Here is a 16,603-nt window from a genome sequence, read left to right on the forward strand (position 1 = left end):
AAGGGAAGAGCGCTGCCAGAAGTCTCTCCATTTTTCATGAAAACTTATACATTTAGAAACGTGCAGAATTCACAGTTATGTTAGAATCGCCTTCATTCTTTTGATTAAAATCATCTGCCGATTGGTAGATTGAGTATTATTTTGAGTCAAGCTCATATGTCACACGCCATAAATTTCCAGAAAAGCGCAATAGAAACCTTGCGTATTGAGCAGCAAGCGATTGAAGTGCTCGCCACCCAGATTAATCAACATTTTGATCGTGCATGTGAAATATTATTGCAATGCCAAGGTCGTGTGGTCATCACGGGGATGGGGAAATCGGGTCATATCGGTCGTAAAATGGCGGCAACCTTTGCATCGACAGGTACACCTTCATTTTTTATGCACCCAGGTGAAGCGGGGCATGGCGATCTGGGCATGCTGGTGCGTGGCGATGTACTTATTGCGATTTCAAATTCGGGCAAGAGTGATGAAATCATGATGTTGATGCCACTGATCAAGCATTTAGGCGTGCCACTAATCACGATTAGCCGTGATGATAAAGGGCCAATGCCACAAAATGCAGATGTTGCATTAACACTGGGCGCTGCTGATGAAGCGTGCCCTCTAGGATTGGCACCAACCTCAAGTACAACTGCCACATTGGTACTCGGTGATGCTTTGGCGGTTGCGCTACTGGAAGCACGTGGCTTTACCGCAGATGACTTTGCGCGTTCGCATCCGGCAGGCGCATTGGGGAAACGTTTGCTGTTGCATGTGAAGCATCTCATGCATACCGGTACAGAATTACCAAAAGTACGTCCAGATACACCGATGAATAAAGTGCTCTATGAAATCTCGGATAAGCGTCTTGGTTTAACTACTATTGTTGATGAGCATGACACCTTATTGGGTATTTTCACTGATGGTGACTTGCGTCGCATGATTGACCAGCAACAAGGTTTTGATGTCAATCTTGCGGTTTCTGAAGTGATGACTAAAAATCCGTTCACCATTTCTCAGGAAGCCCGTGCGGTGGAAGCATTGGAAAAAATGCATGAGAGAAAAATTAACCAGTTTGTGGTGGTGGATGACGCAAAAAAAGTGATTGGTGTGATCAGTATGCATGACCTTATTCAGGCGGGAGTAAATTAAGCCATGGCATCTTATGCTTTACAAGAACAAGCACGTCATTTACAGGCACTTGTGCTTGATGTGGATGGAATCTTAAGCGATGGCTTTGTGACCTTAACTAACTCGGGTGATGAAATTAAATCATTTGATATTCGTGATGGTCTGGGCATGAAACTGGTCCAGCAAGCGGGTATGAAAGTGATTATTATCACGGGCCGGAAAAGCCATATCGTTGAAAAACGCATGTCTGATCTTGGTGTCGATCTGGTGTATCAGGGGCGTGAAGATAAGGGAACTGCTTTGCGTGAAGCATGTACCCAGTTAGGCTTATTACCTGAAGACTGTATCTATATGGGGGATGACTGGCCGGATTTATCTGCATTTGCAATTGCCGGAATGAAAGTCACAGTTCCAAATGGTCATGAAGAAGTGCGTCGTCGTGCCAATCTGGTGACGCAGGCGATGGGTGGTCGTGGGGCTGTCCGGGAAGTCTGTGATATGTTGTTGATGGCAAAAGGTGTTTACCAAGAACTGCTTGAAAAATATCTTGCTGTACCACATTAATATAGTGTTGATTTGCTCAAAGGTTAGGTAACCCAGTTTATGGATACCAAAGTTTTATATGTTGTTGCTGTTGCAGTCGCTGCGGTGAGCGGCGGCTATTATTATTACAGTGGCAAGGCAAAAAAGCTGGATGTTGATTCAGCCAAGAATATGACTTATTCCGCACAGGGTGTTCACTTAACACAAACTGATGAGCAGGGTAATTTATATATTCGTGCTGAAGTGAAGCAGTTGCAGCAAAATATGCAACTTAAAACCTCTCAGCTGGATCAACTGAATGCAGTGATGTACAAACAGGGCAAAGCAGACGCAACCTTTTACGCAAAACAGGCAAATGGCTATGATGACAACACTAAAGTTGTCTTGCTTGGTAATGTCGTTGCGACGAAATTGTCCGATCAGGGTAAAATGGAGTTTCATACCGATGAGCTCACAGGTTACCCGAAAACAAGAGAACTCGAAACACAACATCAGGTCACCGTTCAATCACCAACGGCTGAGTTTGTGAGTCAAGGTCTCAAGGCTAATATGAATAATGGTCAATATGAATTTTACAAAATTCGAGGAAAGTATGCGCCAAGCTCTTAATTCTAAATCTCGTCTCACTTTCCTGAAACAAGTCGGCTGTGTGGCTGTGGTTGCATTATCTGCAAGCACAAGCTTTGCCTTGCCGTCAGACCGCAATCAACAGCTTTCACTGGTTGCGGATCGCGCAACCTATAACGATAAGTCTGGTGTAACCACCTATACTGGTAATGTCGTGATCGAGCAGGGCACCATGAAATTGCAGGCAGATTCACTGGTTGCAAATCTGAATAGCCGTAAAGAGATTCAAACCATTACGGCAAAGGGACGACCTGCAAAGTTCCAGCAACAAATGGATGCCAACAAAGGTCTGGCACGTGGCGAAGCCCAAAACATCGTATATAACGCTGATACCGGGATTATCACCCTAACGGGAAATGCTTACCTCTATCAGGATGGATCAAGTATTCGTGGTAATAGCCTGAAATATAGTATGAACAAAGGCGATGTCGAGGCTCAAGGTTCATCAAGTAACCGTGTGCAAATCATTATTCCACCATCAAGCTCTAAAAGCTTCCCAGGGGCACGTGATTAATGGAACAGGCAGTGCAGCAACCACAGACTTTATGTATCAAACATTTAGCGAAAAATTATAGTAAACGTTGGGTGGTAAAGGATGTGTCTTTTACCATGCAGAGTGGACAGATTGTTGGTCTGCTTGGCCCAAATGGTGCAGGGAAGACCACCAGCTTCTATATGGTTGTTGGGCTTGTACGTATGGATAAAGGTGAGATTCATTTAGATGATCTCGACATGTCTGATCTTGCGATGCATGAGCGTGCACGTAAAGGCATCGGCTATTTACCGCAAGAAGCCTCCATTTTCAGGAAATTAACCATTTCTGAAAATATTATGGCGATTTTAGAAACGCGTAAAGATTTGAACAAACAGCAACGCCAGCAACGTCTGAACGAATTGTTAAGTGATTTTAAAATTACCCATATTAAAGACTCACTGGGTATGAGTGTTTCTGGTGGTGAACGCCGCCGTGCTGAAATTGCGCGTGCACTCGCTGCTGATCCGAAGTTTATGTTGCTGGATGAGCCTTTTGCAGGGGTCGACCCGATTTCAGTGGGTGATATTAAAGATATTATCCAGACGCTGAAGGATCGTGGGATTGGCGTACTCATTACTGATCATAACGTCCGCGAAACGCTGGCGATTTGTGAAAAAGCCTATATCGTCAGTGAAGGGGCTGTAATTGCAGAGGGGACGCCACAAGAGATTCTGGATAATGAACAGGTACGTAAAGTCTATTTAGGTGATGATTTCGTGGTTTAAAACTGAACGAAAGCTGTAGATGAAGAAAGAACCGGAAGGTTCTTTTTTTTATGTGCCTATATCATTGAAATTGATAAATCCCTACTTTCTTGGTTGGGAATAAGCAAGGTTTTGTTCTAATTGGCTGATAAATATTTATTTTATTTTTTTAATTAGTTTGGCATATTTTATAAAAATGAGAACTGTTTTACAAAAATAAACACTTATAAATGTGTGAAAACGTGTTTAGAACATAGTGTTTTATGTAAAAAAATGATTAAAATGAAAATGCTGAAATGATAACAATACGAAAAAATATGAACTTAAAGAACGATATAAAAGTGAATAATGGATCATGGAAAAGAAGTATGAGTTTTAAGTGGTTACTATATGCAGCAACGCTATCTGTACCAATGACACATGCAACCACACCTAGTGAACAGTATCACACTTTAAAGAACAATCTGTCCCGGCTGTTTGTTCCGCAAAGTAGTGATGAGTTTAAAGTTGCGCAAATGCAAAAATTGAGTAACTTCTCTGTCGATTCTTCACTGGGTAGTGATTTACCTGTTGTCGGATCAGGACGTCCACAAGAGACAGCAGTTGCAAGTGCATTTTGGCAGAATCAACGGAAAGTATTGAAAGATGCTGTTCAGGTTGCGGTACAGCGTAATCCGGATATTGCACAAGGGGTCGCAGCATTGGCGTCCCAGAATGCCAATATCGATGTGGCAAAATCGGGCTATTATCCGCAGATCGGTGGTGGCGTCAGTACGGGAGACTTAGGTAAAAAAAGTACACGGGGACAGCAATTACTCACCTTGAGTGCAACCCAGATGCTTTATGATTTCGGCAAGGTTAAATCGGGCGTCAATGTAGAAAAGGCCAAGGTTGTGGTTGGGCAAGCCAATGTGCTGGTGAAAATTGACGATATCTCTTTGGATGTTGCACAAACAATTATCAATATTCAGCGTTATCAAACCCTTATCCGGATTGCGAATCAGCAGATCGCAGGGATTAAGCGGATTCAGGAAATGGCGAATCTGCGTGCCAATGCCGGGATCAGTAGTCAGGCTGACCCGATTCAGGCCCAGTCTTATTTACAATCTGCACAGTCGGCGATGATTGCTCAGCAATCTTTACTCAGTCAGTATCAGCAACATCTTTATACTTTGCTCGGTTTTGATACCCGCAATGTGCAGTGGGCAATTCCTGACGATTTTGTAAAACAATCAGATTTATATGCTACGCCACAGTTCAACACCATTCCGCAAATGATCGCTGCACAGGCAGGCATTGAAGTGGCGCGTAATCAAAAATTACAGACACAGGTGAGTAATTATCCGACACTATCGGTAAAAGGAGAACTGAGTCAGGCTTTACACGGACGCAACCCGGGTAATGATAAAGAGGGTGGTTTTGATAGTGCCATCATGCTCGAAGCCAGCAGTCAGTTCTACCAAGGGGGAGCAACCTCCTCAAGAACCAAGGCCGCCAGTTATGCTGAAGAGGCAGCGAGAGCACAGGTCAATGCGGTCTATCTCAAAGTGCTGGACCAGATTCGGACCAGTCGTGAACAAATTGAAAATAAACAACGCCAGATGCAGGTCTTGGCAGGACAACAAGCAACAACAATACGTACAAGAGAGCTTTATCAAGAACAATATAAGTTGGGAACACGAACTTTAGTCGATTTGTTAAATGCAGAACAAGCGATTCATAGTGCGAACTCAGAGGCTGAAACAGCACGTTATGATATTTACAGTAGCATTGCACAATATATTGCTGCGACAGGACGTTCTCGTCAGGCCTATGACCTCAATAATTTAAATATACAAGGGTTTGAGGTACAACCATGATTACTACAAAAATAAATTATCAGCCCTGGTTACAAGCAATATTAACCATCGCCAAGCATTACCGGATTGAACCATCTGAAGAACGGATTCGCTTACAACTGGACTGGAATCAAAACCAGAATCTGGATGAGGTTCTGGTGCTGATCAGCCGCCAGATTGGCCTGAACTTGCGCAAAGTTGCTTTTACCAATGAAGTGATTAACCCTTGGCGTTTACCTGTACTGGTCGAATTGGCCGATGGACAGGTCGGTGTGATTGATAAGGCTGATGGTACCGGTCATGTCAGTATTCAGCTGAGTGGTGATCAGGGCCTTTCGCAAAAATTTGCGGTTGGCGCATTGAGACACATCATTAAAAATGTCTATGTGCTGCGCCCTGAGCAGTCGGTTCCTGATGCGCGTGTTGATGAATATATCAAGCCTTATCAACCGAGCTGGTTCTGGTCGATTGCCTTGCAAGACTGGAAGCGCTATATCGATATCATGCTGGCCTCAATGATTGCCAATATTCTGGCATTGGCGACCATTATTTTCTCCATGCAGGTCTATGATCGGGTGGTCCCTTCACAATCCATTCCGACGCTATGGGTGCTGGCAGCTGGCGTACTCATCGCCGCAATTTTCGAGTTTGTGCTACGTCTTTCACGTATTTACATCTCGGATATTATTGGAAAACGTGCTGATTTAAGGGTCTCTGACCGCGTATTCGGTCATGCATTGCGTATCAAAAATAGTGAACGTTCTAAATCTACCGGTACTTTTATTTCCCAGATTCGGGAACTGGAAGGTGTGCGTGAGCTGGTCACTTCGACCACAATGGGCGCAATTGCAGATTTACCATTTTTCTTCTTATTCCTGGTTATTTTTGCGCTGATTGGCGGAAATTTATTTTGGGTCATGCTACTGGTCGTGCCTTTAATGATTTTGCCTGCGATCTTGGCACAAAAGAAACTGGCGCAACTGGCACAAGAAGGGATGCGCGAATCCTCCATTCGTAATGCGATTCTGGTTGAAGCCGTGCAAGGTATTGAAGATATCAAGCTATTACGTGCGGAGTCGCGTTTCCAGAACCAGTGGAATCACATGAATGAGGTGTCTGCCGATATTAGTATGCAGCAACGTAAAATTGTCGGTGTACTCACGGCATGGACACAAAAGATTCAGGGCTTGACCTATGCAGCAGTAATTCTGGTGGGCTGTTTTGCGGTGATGAAAGGTGATATGACAACAGGTGCATTGGTGGCCTGTTCGATTTTGTCTTCTCGTATGCTGGCACCGATTTCGCAAATCACAGGGATTCTGGGACGTTTACAACAAGCCAAAGTGGCTAAAAAAGGTCTGGATGAGTTAATGAAAAAGCCAGTGGATCAGGCAGATCAGGCTCATCTGGTACATAAAGAAGTGCTACACGGCGACTACGAGCTGAAGAAAGTCGTATTCCAGTATTCCGAAGATGATCCACGACCAAGTCTGTCTATTCCACATTTGAAGATCCGGGCGGGTGAGCGTATTGCCATTCTCGGGCGTAATGGTGCAGGCAAATCGACACTGCTCCAGATTTTATCTGCCATGCAATTTCCGAATGCAGGTTCGGTTCATCTAGATGATCTGGATATTAGCCTGATTGATCCGTCCGATGTCCGTCGTGACATGGGCTTACTCAATCAGAATGCACACTTATTCTATGGCACGATCCGTGAAAACCTGACGTTAGGCGCACCACTGGCACGCGATGAAGACATTTTAAAAGCACTGAAAGTAACTGGTGCATTGAGCTTTGTGCATGAGAAAAAAGAAGGACTCGATCATCTGGTGTTAGAAGGTGGCGTCGGTTTTTCCGGGGGACAACGACAAGCGTTATTGTTGGCACGTCTATTGATCCGTCAACCGAATATCTTGTTGCTGGATGAGCCAACGGCAGCCATTGATGATGTCGCCGAGAAGCAGCTTATTGACCATTTAAGAAACTGGCTCGGTTATCGAACTCTAGTGGTGGCGACTCATCGTCGTGCCGTTCTGGAACTGGTTGACCGGATTATTGTCATGAATGAAGGCAAAATCGTGATGGATGGACCGGTGGAACAAGTCTTACAACAATCAGCAATAAAACAAAAAATAGTTTAATACTTAGAGCATAGAGGCAAATTTATGAGTGAAGAACAAAAAACGAGTAGCCGTCCGATGAATGTAACTTACAAGGAACCTAAGTTACCTCGTTCGACACTCGTTGTTTGGATGATTGGGATAGGTTTACTTGTACTCTTGATCTGGGCCTGGTTGTTTAATTTAGAAGAAGTTTCTACGGGGACAGGCAAAGTCATTCCATCTTCAAAAGAACAGATCATTCAGTCACTTGAAGGTGGGATTTTAACCAAGCTTGATGTGAATGAAGGGGATGTGGTTGAAAAGGGGCAGATTCTTGCTCAACTTGATCCGACACGGTTGGCGTCGAATGTGGGGGAGTCGCAGTCATTACTGATTTCGGCACAGGCAACCGCAGCACGTTTACGTGCCGAAGTGAATGGTACGCCACTGACCTTTCCTGAGGAAGTCAAGAAAAGTCCTAAGCTGGTTCAAGAGGAAACTGCACTTTATTATTCACGCCGTGAAAATCTGGAGCAATCCATCGCAGGTTATGAACAGGCGGCCAAGCTGGTACGACAAGAACTGGCCATGACCGAACCATTAGTGGCCAAAGGTGCAGCCAGTGAAGTTGAAGTGTTGCGCTTAAAACGTGAAGCCAATGATCTGAATAATAAGATCAATGACACCCGTAACGAATACTATGTCAAAGCGCGAGAAGAACTTTCCAAGGCCAATACTGACATTCAGACCCAACAACAGGTGGTGAATGGACGTGCTGACAGCTTGCAACGTGCGGTATTCAAAGCGCCAGTACGGGGTGTGGTCAAAGAAATTGATGTCACTACTTTAGGCGGGGTGATTCCGCAAAATGGTAAATTGATGACGATTGTCCCACTGGAAGATAAATTGCTGATCGAAGCTCGTATTTCACCGCGAGATATTGCTTTCATTCGTCCAGGACAAGAGGCTCTGGTCAAGATTACGGCTTATGATTACTCTATTTACGGTGGTCTGGATGGGAAAGTTACCATCATTTCTCCAGATACCATTCGTGATGAAGTGAAACAGGATCAGTTCTATTATCGTGTCTATATCCGGACCGATTCGGATCGACTCTATAACAAGGCGGGCAAAGCCTTCAGTATTACCCCGGGGATGGTGGCGACAGTCGATATTCGTACCGGTCAAAAAACCATTATGGATTACCTGCTCAAACCGTTTAATAAAGCCAAGGAAGCATTACGCGAACGCTAAGTGATGCGGATTGAGAAAACCTCGCTTCAGGCGAGGTTTTTTATTTGCCAGTGAAGCGGCTATAATCTGTTTTTCAGTTTTTATCTTGTTTTTTATGCCATTTACCATTGCCAGTACGGTAACTTTTGAAGAAGACATTAAAAAAAGTCGTTTCCAGGCGATTGCGGCTGTTGTTGAAAATGAACAGCAGGTTAAAGATTTTCTGGAACAGTACAAAGATACTTCAACCACACATCAATGCTGGGCATGGAAAATTGGGCATCATGTCCGTTTTAATGATGATGGCGAGCCTTCGGGTACGGCAGGTCGCCCAATACTTGCAACCATTGAAGGTAATGAACTGACCAATGTGATTGTGCTGGTCAATCGCTGGTATGGCGGTATAAAACTGGGGACGGGGGGCTTGGTACGCGCCTATGGTGGTTGCGCAGGCCAGTGCTTATTATTGGCAGAAAAAATTGAACTGATTGAAAAGAAAGAAATACGTTTTGCATGTCTGTTCAATGAATGGGCCATTATGCAGTACGAATTGATGCAGCAACAGATTGAGTATCAGGAAGCTTATACCGATACCGGTGTTACGGTTCAGGCTCGACTGCAAGTGCATCAGCTTGAGCCATTAAGGTTAAAACTCCAAGATGTCACTAGAGGTCGAGAGCAATTGGTATTGGTTGAGGAGCAAGACAATGAATGATCCTTTATTAAAATACCGAGAGCAGCATAAACAGCGCCTTAATTATATGCCGTGGCTGTATTGGACACTCAAGCCGAAACATCGTGAATGGGCAGAAGCATGGCAAGCTGAATATCAGGCCTATCTCATGGAGATGGAGACGGTGGAAATCGGTAAGAACTGCTTCATTTCTCCATTGGCACATATTTTTGCTGAACGTGGTCGCAAGATTTCGATTGGAGATAATACTTTTATCGCTGCGGATTGTACCTTGCATGGCCCATTAGAGATCGGCAATGAAGTCGCCATTAACCATCACTGTATTCTGGATGGGGGACGTGCAGGGATTAGATTACATGATCAGGTTAGAATCGCAGCCTATAGTCATTTATATGCCTTTGATCATGGTATGGAAATGGATCGTGCCATTTACCAACAGCCTGTTAGCTCTAAAGGAATTGAAGTTGGACGTGATGTCTGGCTCGGCGCACATGTGGGGATTAAGGACGGGATTAAAATCGGAGATCATGCGGTAGTCGGCATGAACAGTATGGTCACTAAAAATGTAGACGATTACGCAATTGTGGCAGGGAATCCAGCAAAAATAATCCGTTATCGCAATAAGTAAAAATTTATTAAAAAGCATCTGAGATTCGATACATAAATTTAACCTTCCTCACTTTTATCTATGTTAAGTTAAAAACAAGTAGAAGACCTAAGGTATGTACCTAAAGAGAGGCGAAAATGAACCGTGTAATTGCATGTATCGATTCTTCACCCTGCATTGATGCTGTGGCTGAGGCGGCTGTATGGGTAGCCAAACAGACACAAAGAGAATTGGTACTGTTGCAAATTCTGGACTATTACCCAGCGAGCTATCATTTAGGTGAAATCAGCGGAGTGATTGGTTTTGAAAGTAATGCCATGTTGCTGAAAGAGCTGGCAGAGCTAGAACAGAAGCAAAGTGAGCTTGCACTGGATTATAGTAATAACTTGCTGAAGCATATCTCTGAATTAATTGAAAAACAGTACGGCCTGACCAGCACCGAGATTCAGGAAAAAGGCGATTTTCTTGAACAAAGTTTTAACCTGCTTAATGAAAACGATATCGTCATTATTGGACGGGTGGGTGAGCGTGCGGCTGAGAAAAACAAACCGATTGGGAGCAATGTTGAAAACTTTATCCGTGGTGCAAACTGTACCGTGATTACGGTAGGCGAGCATTTTCAGCCACCAAAACGTTTTATCTTTGCCTATGAATATTCCCCAACTTGCCAGAAAATGTTGCAACGGATTGCAAAAAGTGATCTGTTGAAACTGTTGCAATGTCATCTGCTTTATGTCGGTGATCATCCGGAGATGCTGGCAGAGCCTGAGAAGTACTTAACCGATGCCGGTTTAGAGGTGGTATCCGTGTACCGTTATGGTGATGTAGCCCAAAATATTCTTGAATATCAAAAGGAACACGATATTCAGCTGATTGTACTCGGGGCATTTAGCCACAGTAAAATTCATCAGTTCTTCCTGGGAAGTATTACCACCACGATCTTCCGGAATGCCAATGTGCCTTTACTTGTCGCTAAGTGATTCATTTCTTTCCATATAGTTATCCGCAATTCCTGTGGATAACTGTATGGAAAAGCATAAGAGATAAATATAATTTGTTGATATTACACAACTAAATTAAATAGGTTGTTTTTTAATCTTTATTTTACGATGGCAATTGCAAAGCCATCATGACCTTTTGAGCCGACCGTTTGTAATGCAGTGCAAGATAATAGTTGAGGATGGTCTTTCAACGCCGTGAATGCTTCACGAATCCCTTCAATACTCGGCTTCTTGTTATTCGGATCTAGAATATCCCCGGCACGAATCACGTTATCCAGCACGATAATGGTGCCTGAATGAGCCAGTTTTAAACTTAGCTCAAAATACTCAGGATAACTTTGCTTGTCCGCATCAATAAAAATCAAGTCAAACGGTTGGCTACCTTCAGCAATCAACTGATTCATGATATCTGCACCACGGCCTTTTTTTAGCTCGATGGTGGTGGGCATATTGGCAAAATCAATATTTTCCTGTGCGATAACGACATGGGTATCGCGCCCTTCCACGGTAAGCAGATAACCATCTTCCGGCAATGCCTTGGCGAGCCAAATGGTACTGTAAGCGCCAAAGGTGCCCAGTTCCAGTACACGTTTGCATTGGTTCATCTGGATCAGCATCTGCAAAAACATGCCTTGATTCGGTGCAACAGCCAAATGATTAGAAAAACCCTGTGTATCGGTATTGTCTAATGCATGTTGAAGTCTTGGGTCTGTGGGAATTAAATGTGAATTGATATAGTCATCAATCTCGGTCCACATCTGTTGCATAATCAAGTTTACCTATGAATCTGTTAGCTGCATTTTAAACGTTTATGACCAGAGTGCAATTTGATTGCTCAATTAATCTGGTGCAATGAAACAAAAAAGAGATCAGTTTGATCTCTTTTTAAGTGGATATAGATGTGTTAGAAATTACACATCGAGCTATTACGGGTCAAGTCAGGGCCCCAGGTACGATAGCCTTGTGTATCAATATGAATCTGTCCGGAACTATATAAACCAACGCCGATGTCCAGACTTTGTCCATGCTGTGCCCAGAACTGGCATAACTTGAATTTGGTCTGTTCAATAAAGGCATAGTCTTGAGGCTGTGGATATTCAGGCCCGATGCGGAAATCAATAGCCGAGTTAAACAGATGTTTGGATGAACCTGCACCGCCTGCACACTGGTTCAATGGCAAATCGCGGTAAACCGAGGTGACTTCAAAATCGGTTAAGACTTTTGCTGCGACCAGATATTTAAAAACGCGTAAGGTTGGCAGGGCATTTCCCCATAACTCACGGTTTGGCACCATATATTCAGAACGGCCACATTTCTGCCAGTCGCGTGCCGTACGTAACAATTCAAAACTTGGCACAATATGCGCAACATTATTACGCGCTAAAAACTGTTCATATTCGCGGACACGTGCATAATTGTCGCCTTGACCGAGCCATTGGCGATAGGAGGCAGGTTCGACTTTATTGGGAACAGGGCGGGTAAAAGTGACTTGTTCTTGAGGAATATAAATTCTTTTACCTTGGTTTTGATTGACCTTCGGGGTTGAGCTTGAGCAACCCACCATCATCACAGGGATGACAAATAATGATAATAGACCCTGTAATTTATTTCGAATCATAAAAAGCGCAGTTCATAATCGATTGGCGTATTATTTTAATGCAAAATGGCGCATGAATAATGAGGTAATTGCAAAGAAATGTGTGATTAAAGTATAAAAAAGACCAGTAAAACTGGCCTTTCTTCATTATTTTTCTAAATATTGCAGCTTGTCTGGCTTGCCATTCCACTCTTCACGGTCAGCAGGTTGCTCACCAATTTGAGTGATGTTATTACCTGCCCATTTTTCAGACAATTCAGCATTGAGTTCGATAAAGACTTCTTGGCCTTCTGGTAACTCATCTTCCGAGAAAATTGCATTTGCCGGACATTCAGGTTCACAGAGTGCACAGTCAATACATTCATCGGGATTGATCACCAGGAAGTTTGGACCTTCGTAGAAGCAGTCGACTGGACAAACTTCCACACAATCTTGATATTTACATTTAATACAATTTTCGGTGACAACAAAGGTCATGGCGGCAGCTACCTAAAAATATGGTTTTCATTTTGAATAGCGTATTTTAGGCAAAAAATACCGATAGAAACAATTCCTTTTATTGATATTTATTATTCGTATCAATGAAATGGACTTATTTATATGACTTTTGTTGATAATAAGTCTCAACTACAGCCGTAATTCGCTTATTTATGCTTTTTCTTGAGACCACCACCATCTTGCTTATTCACTGTTGCCCAAGCAATCCGTTCAGCTTCTTCCTGAGAGCGGCCTTGGTCTAGCTCGCTTTCTTCAATATGTTTGGCTTGTCGTTTCTGTTTTGCGGTATAAGCCGTTTTATCGCCACGAGACATGACATGTTCCTCCATAGACTGATAGATTTGATCTAGAAATAGCATGATCAAATCAACTCATGGGTGAGAGATTGTTTGTTTAAACTGTATCTGTGTAAATCAGCTCTAGCATAAACACCAGAGCTGATTGGGGGTACAGTTAACTTTCAAGTGTCTGACTGGTCTTGAATAAAGCTTTGAGTTGATAAAGCTGTTCCAATGCCTGACGTGGTGTCAGGTCATCGACATCAATATTTTGTAACAACTCTAAGGCTGGTGATTTTGCTTCAACCTCAACAATTTTCTCAATCACCTGCGTTTCGATTTCATGTTCAACAGAACTGAACAAGTCATTCTGAACGCTACTAGGCAAATGCTGATGCTGTTGCTTTTCCAGAATTTTTAAACGCTTTTGGGCTTCCTTGATTACGCTTGCAGGAATCCCGGCCAGTTTCGCAACCTGTAAACCATGACTTTGGCTGGCTGGGCCATGCTGAACTTTATGTAGCAAAATCAGATTGCCATTCAGTTCCTGTGCAGTGACATGATAATTGTCAATACCAGCTTCACCGCCCAGCTCAGTCAACTCAAAATAGTGAGTGGCAAATAGGCATAAGCATTTAACCCGTTTGGTTAAGTCAACCACACAGGCCCAAGCCAGAGAAAGGCCATCATAGGTACTGGTTCCACGACCGACTTCATCCATCAGCACCAAAGACTGGCTGGTGGCATGATGAAGGATCTGTGAGGTTTCGGTCATTTCAACCATAAAGGTCGATTTACCTGTCGATAAATCATCCGCTGAACCGATACGGGTAAAGATACGGTCAATTGAACCCAGCTTTGCAGCTTTGGCCGGGACAAAGCTGCCACAGTAAGCAAGCAGGCTAATCAAGGCCGTCTGACGCATAAAGGTCGATTTACCGCCCATGTTTGGACCGGTAATGATCGCCATACGATGCTGTGGATCAAGGAAAGTATCATTCGGCGTAAACGGGGCTTTATTTAATGCTTCGACCACAGGATGGCGACCAGCTTGAATCTTGATGCAGGTTTCAGCGGTAAATTCTGGTCTTGCCCAACTGTTTAATCGCGCTTGATGGGCAAAGTTTGCCAATACATCGATATGTGCAATCGCGGCACTCATCATTTGCAAATGCGCAATATTCTGACGTAATTCATCGAGCAAGGATTCAAATAAAAGCTTTTCACGGGCGAGGGCGCGCGACTCACTTGAAAGCACTTTATCTTCAAAGCCTTTCAATTCTGGTGTGATGTAACGTTCCGCATTTTTCAGGGTTTGACGACGAATATAATCGGCAGGGGCCTGTTCAGCTTGCGCACGTGTCAATTCGATATAATAGCCACTGACCCGGTTATAACCAATTTTCAGGGTGTTGATGCCGGTACGTTCACGCTCTTTAATTTCTAAATCAATCAGGAACTGACCTGCATGATCACGAATTTTACGGAGTTCATCCAGTTCATCATCATAGCCTTCAGCAATGACATTACCGTCACGTAATAGCACTGGTGGATTTTCAACAATCGCAGCCATTAAGTGCTGATGTAGGCTCTTAAAATCACCCAGCTCTTGGTCAAGCTGTGTAAGTAATTTAGATTGCTGGGTTTTTAATACAGGCGCCAAGGCATGACGCAAGAACGGAATCTGTGCACAGGCATGACGGAGTTGTACCAGATCACGGGGACGGGCACTGCCTAAAGCAACACGGCTGAGCACACGTTCAATATCACCAATTTCTTTTAATACCAAACGAACAGGCGCTTCATGGAAACCTTTTAACAACTGTTCAGTCGCATCAAGACGTGCATCGAGAATGGCTGTGTCACGGATCGGTTGCATCAGCGTTCGGCTCAGCAAACGTCCACCCATCGCGGTTTGGCAATCATTGATGAGCTGAAAAAGTGAAGTGCCATGTTCAAATAAAGGCTCAATGATCTCCAGATTGCGGCGCGTAATCGGATCAAGTGCAATAAAGTCAGTACTTTGCTCAATCTGGATGGAACGGATATGCGGTAACGCGGTTTTTTGGGTTTCTTTTGCGTAATGAATCAGCGCAGCAGCGGCAGCTCTGGCAAGCGGGAATGGGTCAAGTCCAAATCCAGATAATGTCGATACTGAAAATTGGTCACATAACGTCTTATGCGCATTATTTAAGTTAAAGTCGACATTTGGACGCTTGGTGATCGGGCAGTCCAGATTTTTCTTGATTTGCTCAATAATGTTTTTATCAATCAGATCTTCATCAATCAGGATTTCACTCGGCATCAAACGTGCCAGTTCAATCGCCAGTTGTTCTGGCTTATAGTCCTGCTGCTGGACTTTAAAAATACCAGCACTTAGATCAAGTAAGGCCAGACCAATCTGATTTTGTTGAATACATAGCGCCACCAGATTTGAAGATTGATAGCTGCCCAGCAGGGCATCATCGGTCAAGGTTCCAGGCGTCAAAATACGAACGACTTTACGTTCCACCGGGCCTTTGCCTGTGACCTCGCCGACTTGCTCACAGATCGCAACCGTACGGCCAGCCTTAACCAGACGCGCGAGATAACCTTCCGCTGAGTGGTAAGGAACACCCGCCATCGGAATCGGTTGTCCGCTGGCCTTACCACGATGTGTCAGTGTAATGCCCAGTAATTTGGCTGCTAAGTGAGCATCTTCAAAGAAAAGCTCGTAAAAATCTCCCATACGATAGAACAGTAAAGCATGCTGATAGTCGGTTTTGACTTTAAGGTACTGCTGCATCATAGGGGTATGGGAAGATAAGTCAGCCATGATTTCAGCGCTGTTCATTCGTATTAAATCCTTGAAACTTAATCGTTAGATAAATCTGATCTGGAAGATGAGTGATCTAACTCATCCTCATCATTCTGTGCAAATCTGACCGAATTAGTTAAAAAAGTATAGCTTTTTTATGTCACATGGCGTTAAGCGCATGGGAGTGAGATTTAATGTGCACGTCGTTCATCTTAACAAATCCATGGAAATTCACAAAAAGGATTGCCAAGCGGAATGAAGAAATAAGCAACAAAAGGAAATGGGTGGGTCTGTTTACGCTATCGATCAGAATAGGTTGAGCGCTCCAGCGATTAGCCATGCTTATAAATACTCAGCTTTAAATATTCTGGACAAAAACCAAGTAGGTCTAAAGATAAAAGAGTTTTGATTCTCTTTCTTATTATATGCTTTT

Annotated in this window: 16 protein-coding genes; 11 read left to right on the forward strand and 5 right to left on the reverse strand. The window is 43.6% G+C overall.

The features are described 5' to 3' along the window. The first annotated feature begins 156 nt into the window (after positions 1 to 156). From ACNQO6_RS11525 to ACNQO6_RS11575, 11 genes are all read left to right on the forward strand, one after another. On the forward strand, positions 157 to 1,134 hold the full coding sequence (locus ACNQO6_RS11525) for a KpsF/GutQ family sugar-phosphate isomerase (RefSeq protein ID WP_440209035.1): 978 nt from the start codon (positions 157 to 159) through the stop codon (positions 1,132 to 1,134). A 3-nt stretch (positions 1,135 to 1,137) separates the two neighbouring features. Next, positions 1,138 to 1,677 carry an HAD-IIIA family hydrolase gene (locus ACNQO6_RS11530; protein WP_150951864.1) on the forward strand — a complete coding sequence of 180 codons (540 nt, stop codon included), beginning with the start codon at positions 1,138 to 1,140 and terminating at the stop codon, positions 1,675 to 1,677. A gap of 39 nt (positions 1,678 to 1,716) precedes the next feature. Then, complete coding sequence (gene lptC / locus ACNQO6_RS11535; protein WP_005231526.1) at positions 1,717 to 2,265, forward strand: LPS export ABC transporter periplasmic protein LptC; 549 nt, start codon at positions 1,717 to 1,719, stop codon at positions 2,263 to 2,265. Beyond that, on the forward strand, positions 2,249 to 2,797 hold the full coding sequence (lptA, locus tag ACNQO6_RS11540; RefSeq protein WP_440209036.1) for a lipopolysaccharide transport periplasmic protein LptA: 549 nt from the start codon (positions 2,249 to 2,251) through the stop codon (positions 2,795 to 2,797). Before lptC ends, lptA begins: the two co-directional genes overlap by 17 nt. After that, positions 2,797 to 3,543, forward strand: coding sequence for an LPS export ABC transporter ATP-binding protein (gene lptB, locus ACNQO6_RS11545; protein WP_343580230.1), 747 nt, complete (start codon positions 2,797 to 2,799; stop codon positions 3,541 to 3,543). The genes lptA and lptB overlap by 1 nt, the downstream gene beginning before the upstream one ends. Before the next feature lie 347 nt (positions 3,544 to 3,890). Then, positions 3,891 to 5,381, forward strand: a complete 1,491-nt coding sequence (locus ACNQO6_RS11550; RefSeq protein WP_440209037.1) for a TolC family protein — start codon at positions 3,891 to 3,893, stop codon at positions 5,379 to 5,381. Then, complete coding sequence (locus tag ACNQO6_RS11555) at positions 5,381 to 7,504, forward strand: type I secretion system permease/ATPase (RefSeq protein ID WP_032874433.1); 2,124 nt, start codon at positions 5,381 to 5,383, stop codon at positions 7,502 to 7,504. The genes ACNQO6_RS11550 and ACNQO6_RS11555 overlap by 1 nt, the downstream gene beginning before the upstream one ends. A 24-nt stretch (positions 7,505 to 7,528) precedes the next feature. Further along, positions 7,529 to 8,719, forward strand: coding sequence for an HlyD family type I secretion periplasmic adaptor subunit (locus ACNQO6_RS11560; protein ID WP_343580227.1), 1,191 nt, complete (start codon positions 7,529 to 7,531; stop codon positions 8,717 to 8,719). A gap of 94 nt (positions 8,720 to 8,813) precedes the next feature. Further along, a complete protein-coding gene (locus ACNQO6_RS11565) occupies positions 8,814 to 9,413 on the forward strand; it encodes an IMPACT family protein (RefSeq protein ID WP_005231521.1) in 600 nt (199 codons plus the stop codon). Then, positions 9,406 to 10,020 (forward strand): acyltransferase, encoded by a 615-nt coding sequence (locus ACNQO6_RS11570; protein ID WP_440209038.1) that lies wholly within the window; start codon positions 9,406 to 9,408, stop codon positions 10,018 to 10,020. Before ACNQO6_RS11565 ends, ACNQO6_RS11570 begins: the two co-directional genes overlap by 8 nt. A gap of 116 nt (positions 10,021 to 10,136) precedes the next feature. Further along, the gene (locus tag ACNQO6_RS11575; RefSeq protein WP_440209039.1) at positions 10,137 to 10,979 is read left to right on the forward strand and encodes a universal stress protein; all 843 of its coding nucleotides are present in this window, start codon (positions 10,137 to 10,139) and stop codon (positions 10,977 to 10,979) included. 119 nt (positions 10,980 to 11,098) lie between these two features. Here ACNQO6_RS11575 and ACNQO6_RS11580 read toward each other — a convergent pair whose 3' ends face one another. From ACNQO6_RS11580 to mutS, 5 genes are all read right to left on the reverse strand, one after another. Next, the gene (locus tag ACNQO6_RS11580; RefSeq protein WP_005231518.1) at positions 11,099 to 11,767 is read right to left on the reverse strand and encodes an O-methyltransferase; all 669 of its coding nucleotides are present in this window, start codon (positions 11,765 to 11,767) and stop codon (positions 11,099 to 11,101) included. 137 nt (positions 11,768 to 11,904) lie between these two features. Continuing rightward, complete coding sequence (locus ACNQO6_RS11585) at positions 11,905 to 12,618, reverse strand: D-Ala-D-Ala carboxypeptidase family metallohydrolase (RefSeq protein ID WP_005231517.1); 714 nt, start codon at positions 12,616 to 12,618, stop codon at positions 11,905 to 11,907. Positions 12,619 to 12,744: 126 nt separating this feature from the next. Next, positions 12,745 to 13,074, reverse strand: coding sequence for a ferredoxin FdxA (gene fdxA, locus ACNQO6_RS11590; RefSeq protein ID WP_004652744.1), 330 nt, complete (start codon positions 13,072 to 13,074; stop codon positions 12,745 to 12,747). Between the two features lie 167 nt (positions 13,075 to 13,241). Further along, complete coding sequence (locus ACNQO6_RS11595; protein WP_032866431.1) at positions 13,242 to 13,409, reverse strand: hypothetical protein; 168 nt, start codon at positions 13,407 to 13,409, stop codon at positions 13,242 to 13,244. A 139-nt stretch (positions 13,410 to 13,548) separates the two neighbouring features. Further along, positions 13,549 to 16,206, reverse strand: a complete 2,658-nt coding sequence (gene mutS / locus ACNQO6_RS11600) for a DNA mismatch repair protein MutS (RefSeq protein ID WP_440209040.1) — start codon at positions 16,204 to 16,206, stop codon at positions 13,549 to 13,551. Between the last annotated feature and the right edge of the window lie 397 nt (positions 16,207 to 16,603).

It is taken from the genome of Acinetobacter calcoaceticus (assembly GCF_051947995.1).
GTDB lineage: Bacteria > Pseudomonadota > Gammaproteobacteria > Pseudomonadales > Moraxellaceae > Acinetobacter.

Coding starts and splice junctions, on each gene's coding strand:
- ACNQO6_RS11525 (WP_440209035.1), top strand. CDS start 157: ATGTCACACGCCATAAATTTCCAGAAAAGCGCAATAGAAACCTTGCGT.
- ACNQO6_RS11575 (WP_440209039.1), top strand. CDS start 10,137: ATGAACCGTGTAATTGCATGTATCGATTCTTCACCCTGCATTGATGCT.
- ACNQO6_RS11580 (WP_005231518.1), bottom strand. CDS start 11,767: ATGCAACAGATGTGGACCGAGATTGATGACTATATCAATTCACATTTA.
- ACNQO6_RS11550 (WP_440209037.1), top strand. CDS start 3,891: ATGAGTTTTAAGTGGTTACTATATGCAGCAACGCTATCTGTACCAATG.
- lptB (WP_343580230.1), top strand. CDS start 2,797: ATGGAACAGGCAGTGCAGCAACCACAGACTTTATGTATCAAACATTTA.
- ACNQO6_RS11530 (WP_150951864.1), top strand. CDS start 1,138: ATGGCATCTTATGCTTTACAAGAACAAGCACGTCATTTACAGGCACTT.
- ACNQO6_RS11585 (WP_005231517.1), bottom strand. CDS start 12,618: ATGATTCGAAATAAATTACAGGGTCTATTATCATTATTTGTCATCCCT.
- mutS (WP_440209040.1), bottom strand. CDS start 16,206: ATGAACAGCGCTGAAATCATGGCTGACTTATCTTCCCATACCCCTATG.
- lptA (WP_440209036.1), top strand. CDS start 2,249: ATGCGCCAAGCTCTTAATTCTAAATCTCGTCTCACTTTCCTGAAACAA.
- fdxA (WP_004652744.1), bottom strand. CDS start 13,074: ATGACCTTTGTTGTCACCGAAAATTGTATTAAATGTAAATATCAAGAT.
- ACNQO6_RS11565 (WP_005231521.1), top strand. CDS start 8,814: ATGCCATTTACCATTGCCAGTACGGTAACTTTTGAAGAAGACATTAAA.
- ACNQO6_RS11595 (WP_032866431.1), bottom strand. CDS start 13,409: ATGTCTCGTGGCGATAAAACGGCTTATACCGCAAAACAGAAACGACAA.
- lptC (WP_005231526.1), top strand. CDS start 1,717: ATGGATACCAAAGTTTTATATGTTGTTGCTGTTGCAGTCGCTGCGGTG.
- ACNQO6_RS11570 (WP_440209038.1), top strand. CDS start 9,406: ATGAATGATCCTTTATTAAAATACCGAGAGCAGCATAAACAGCGCCTT.
- ACNQO6_RS11560 (WP_343580227.1), top strand. CDS start 7,529: ATGAGTGAAGAACAAAAAACGAGTAGCCGTCCGATGAATGTAACTTAC.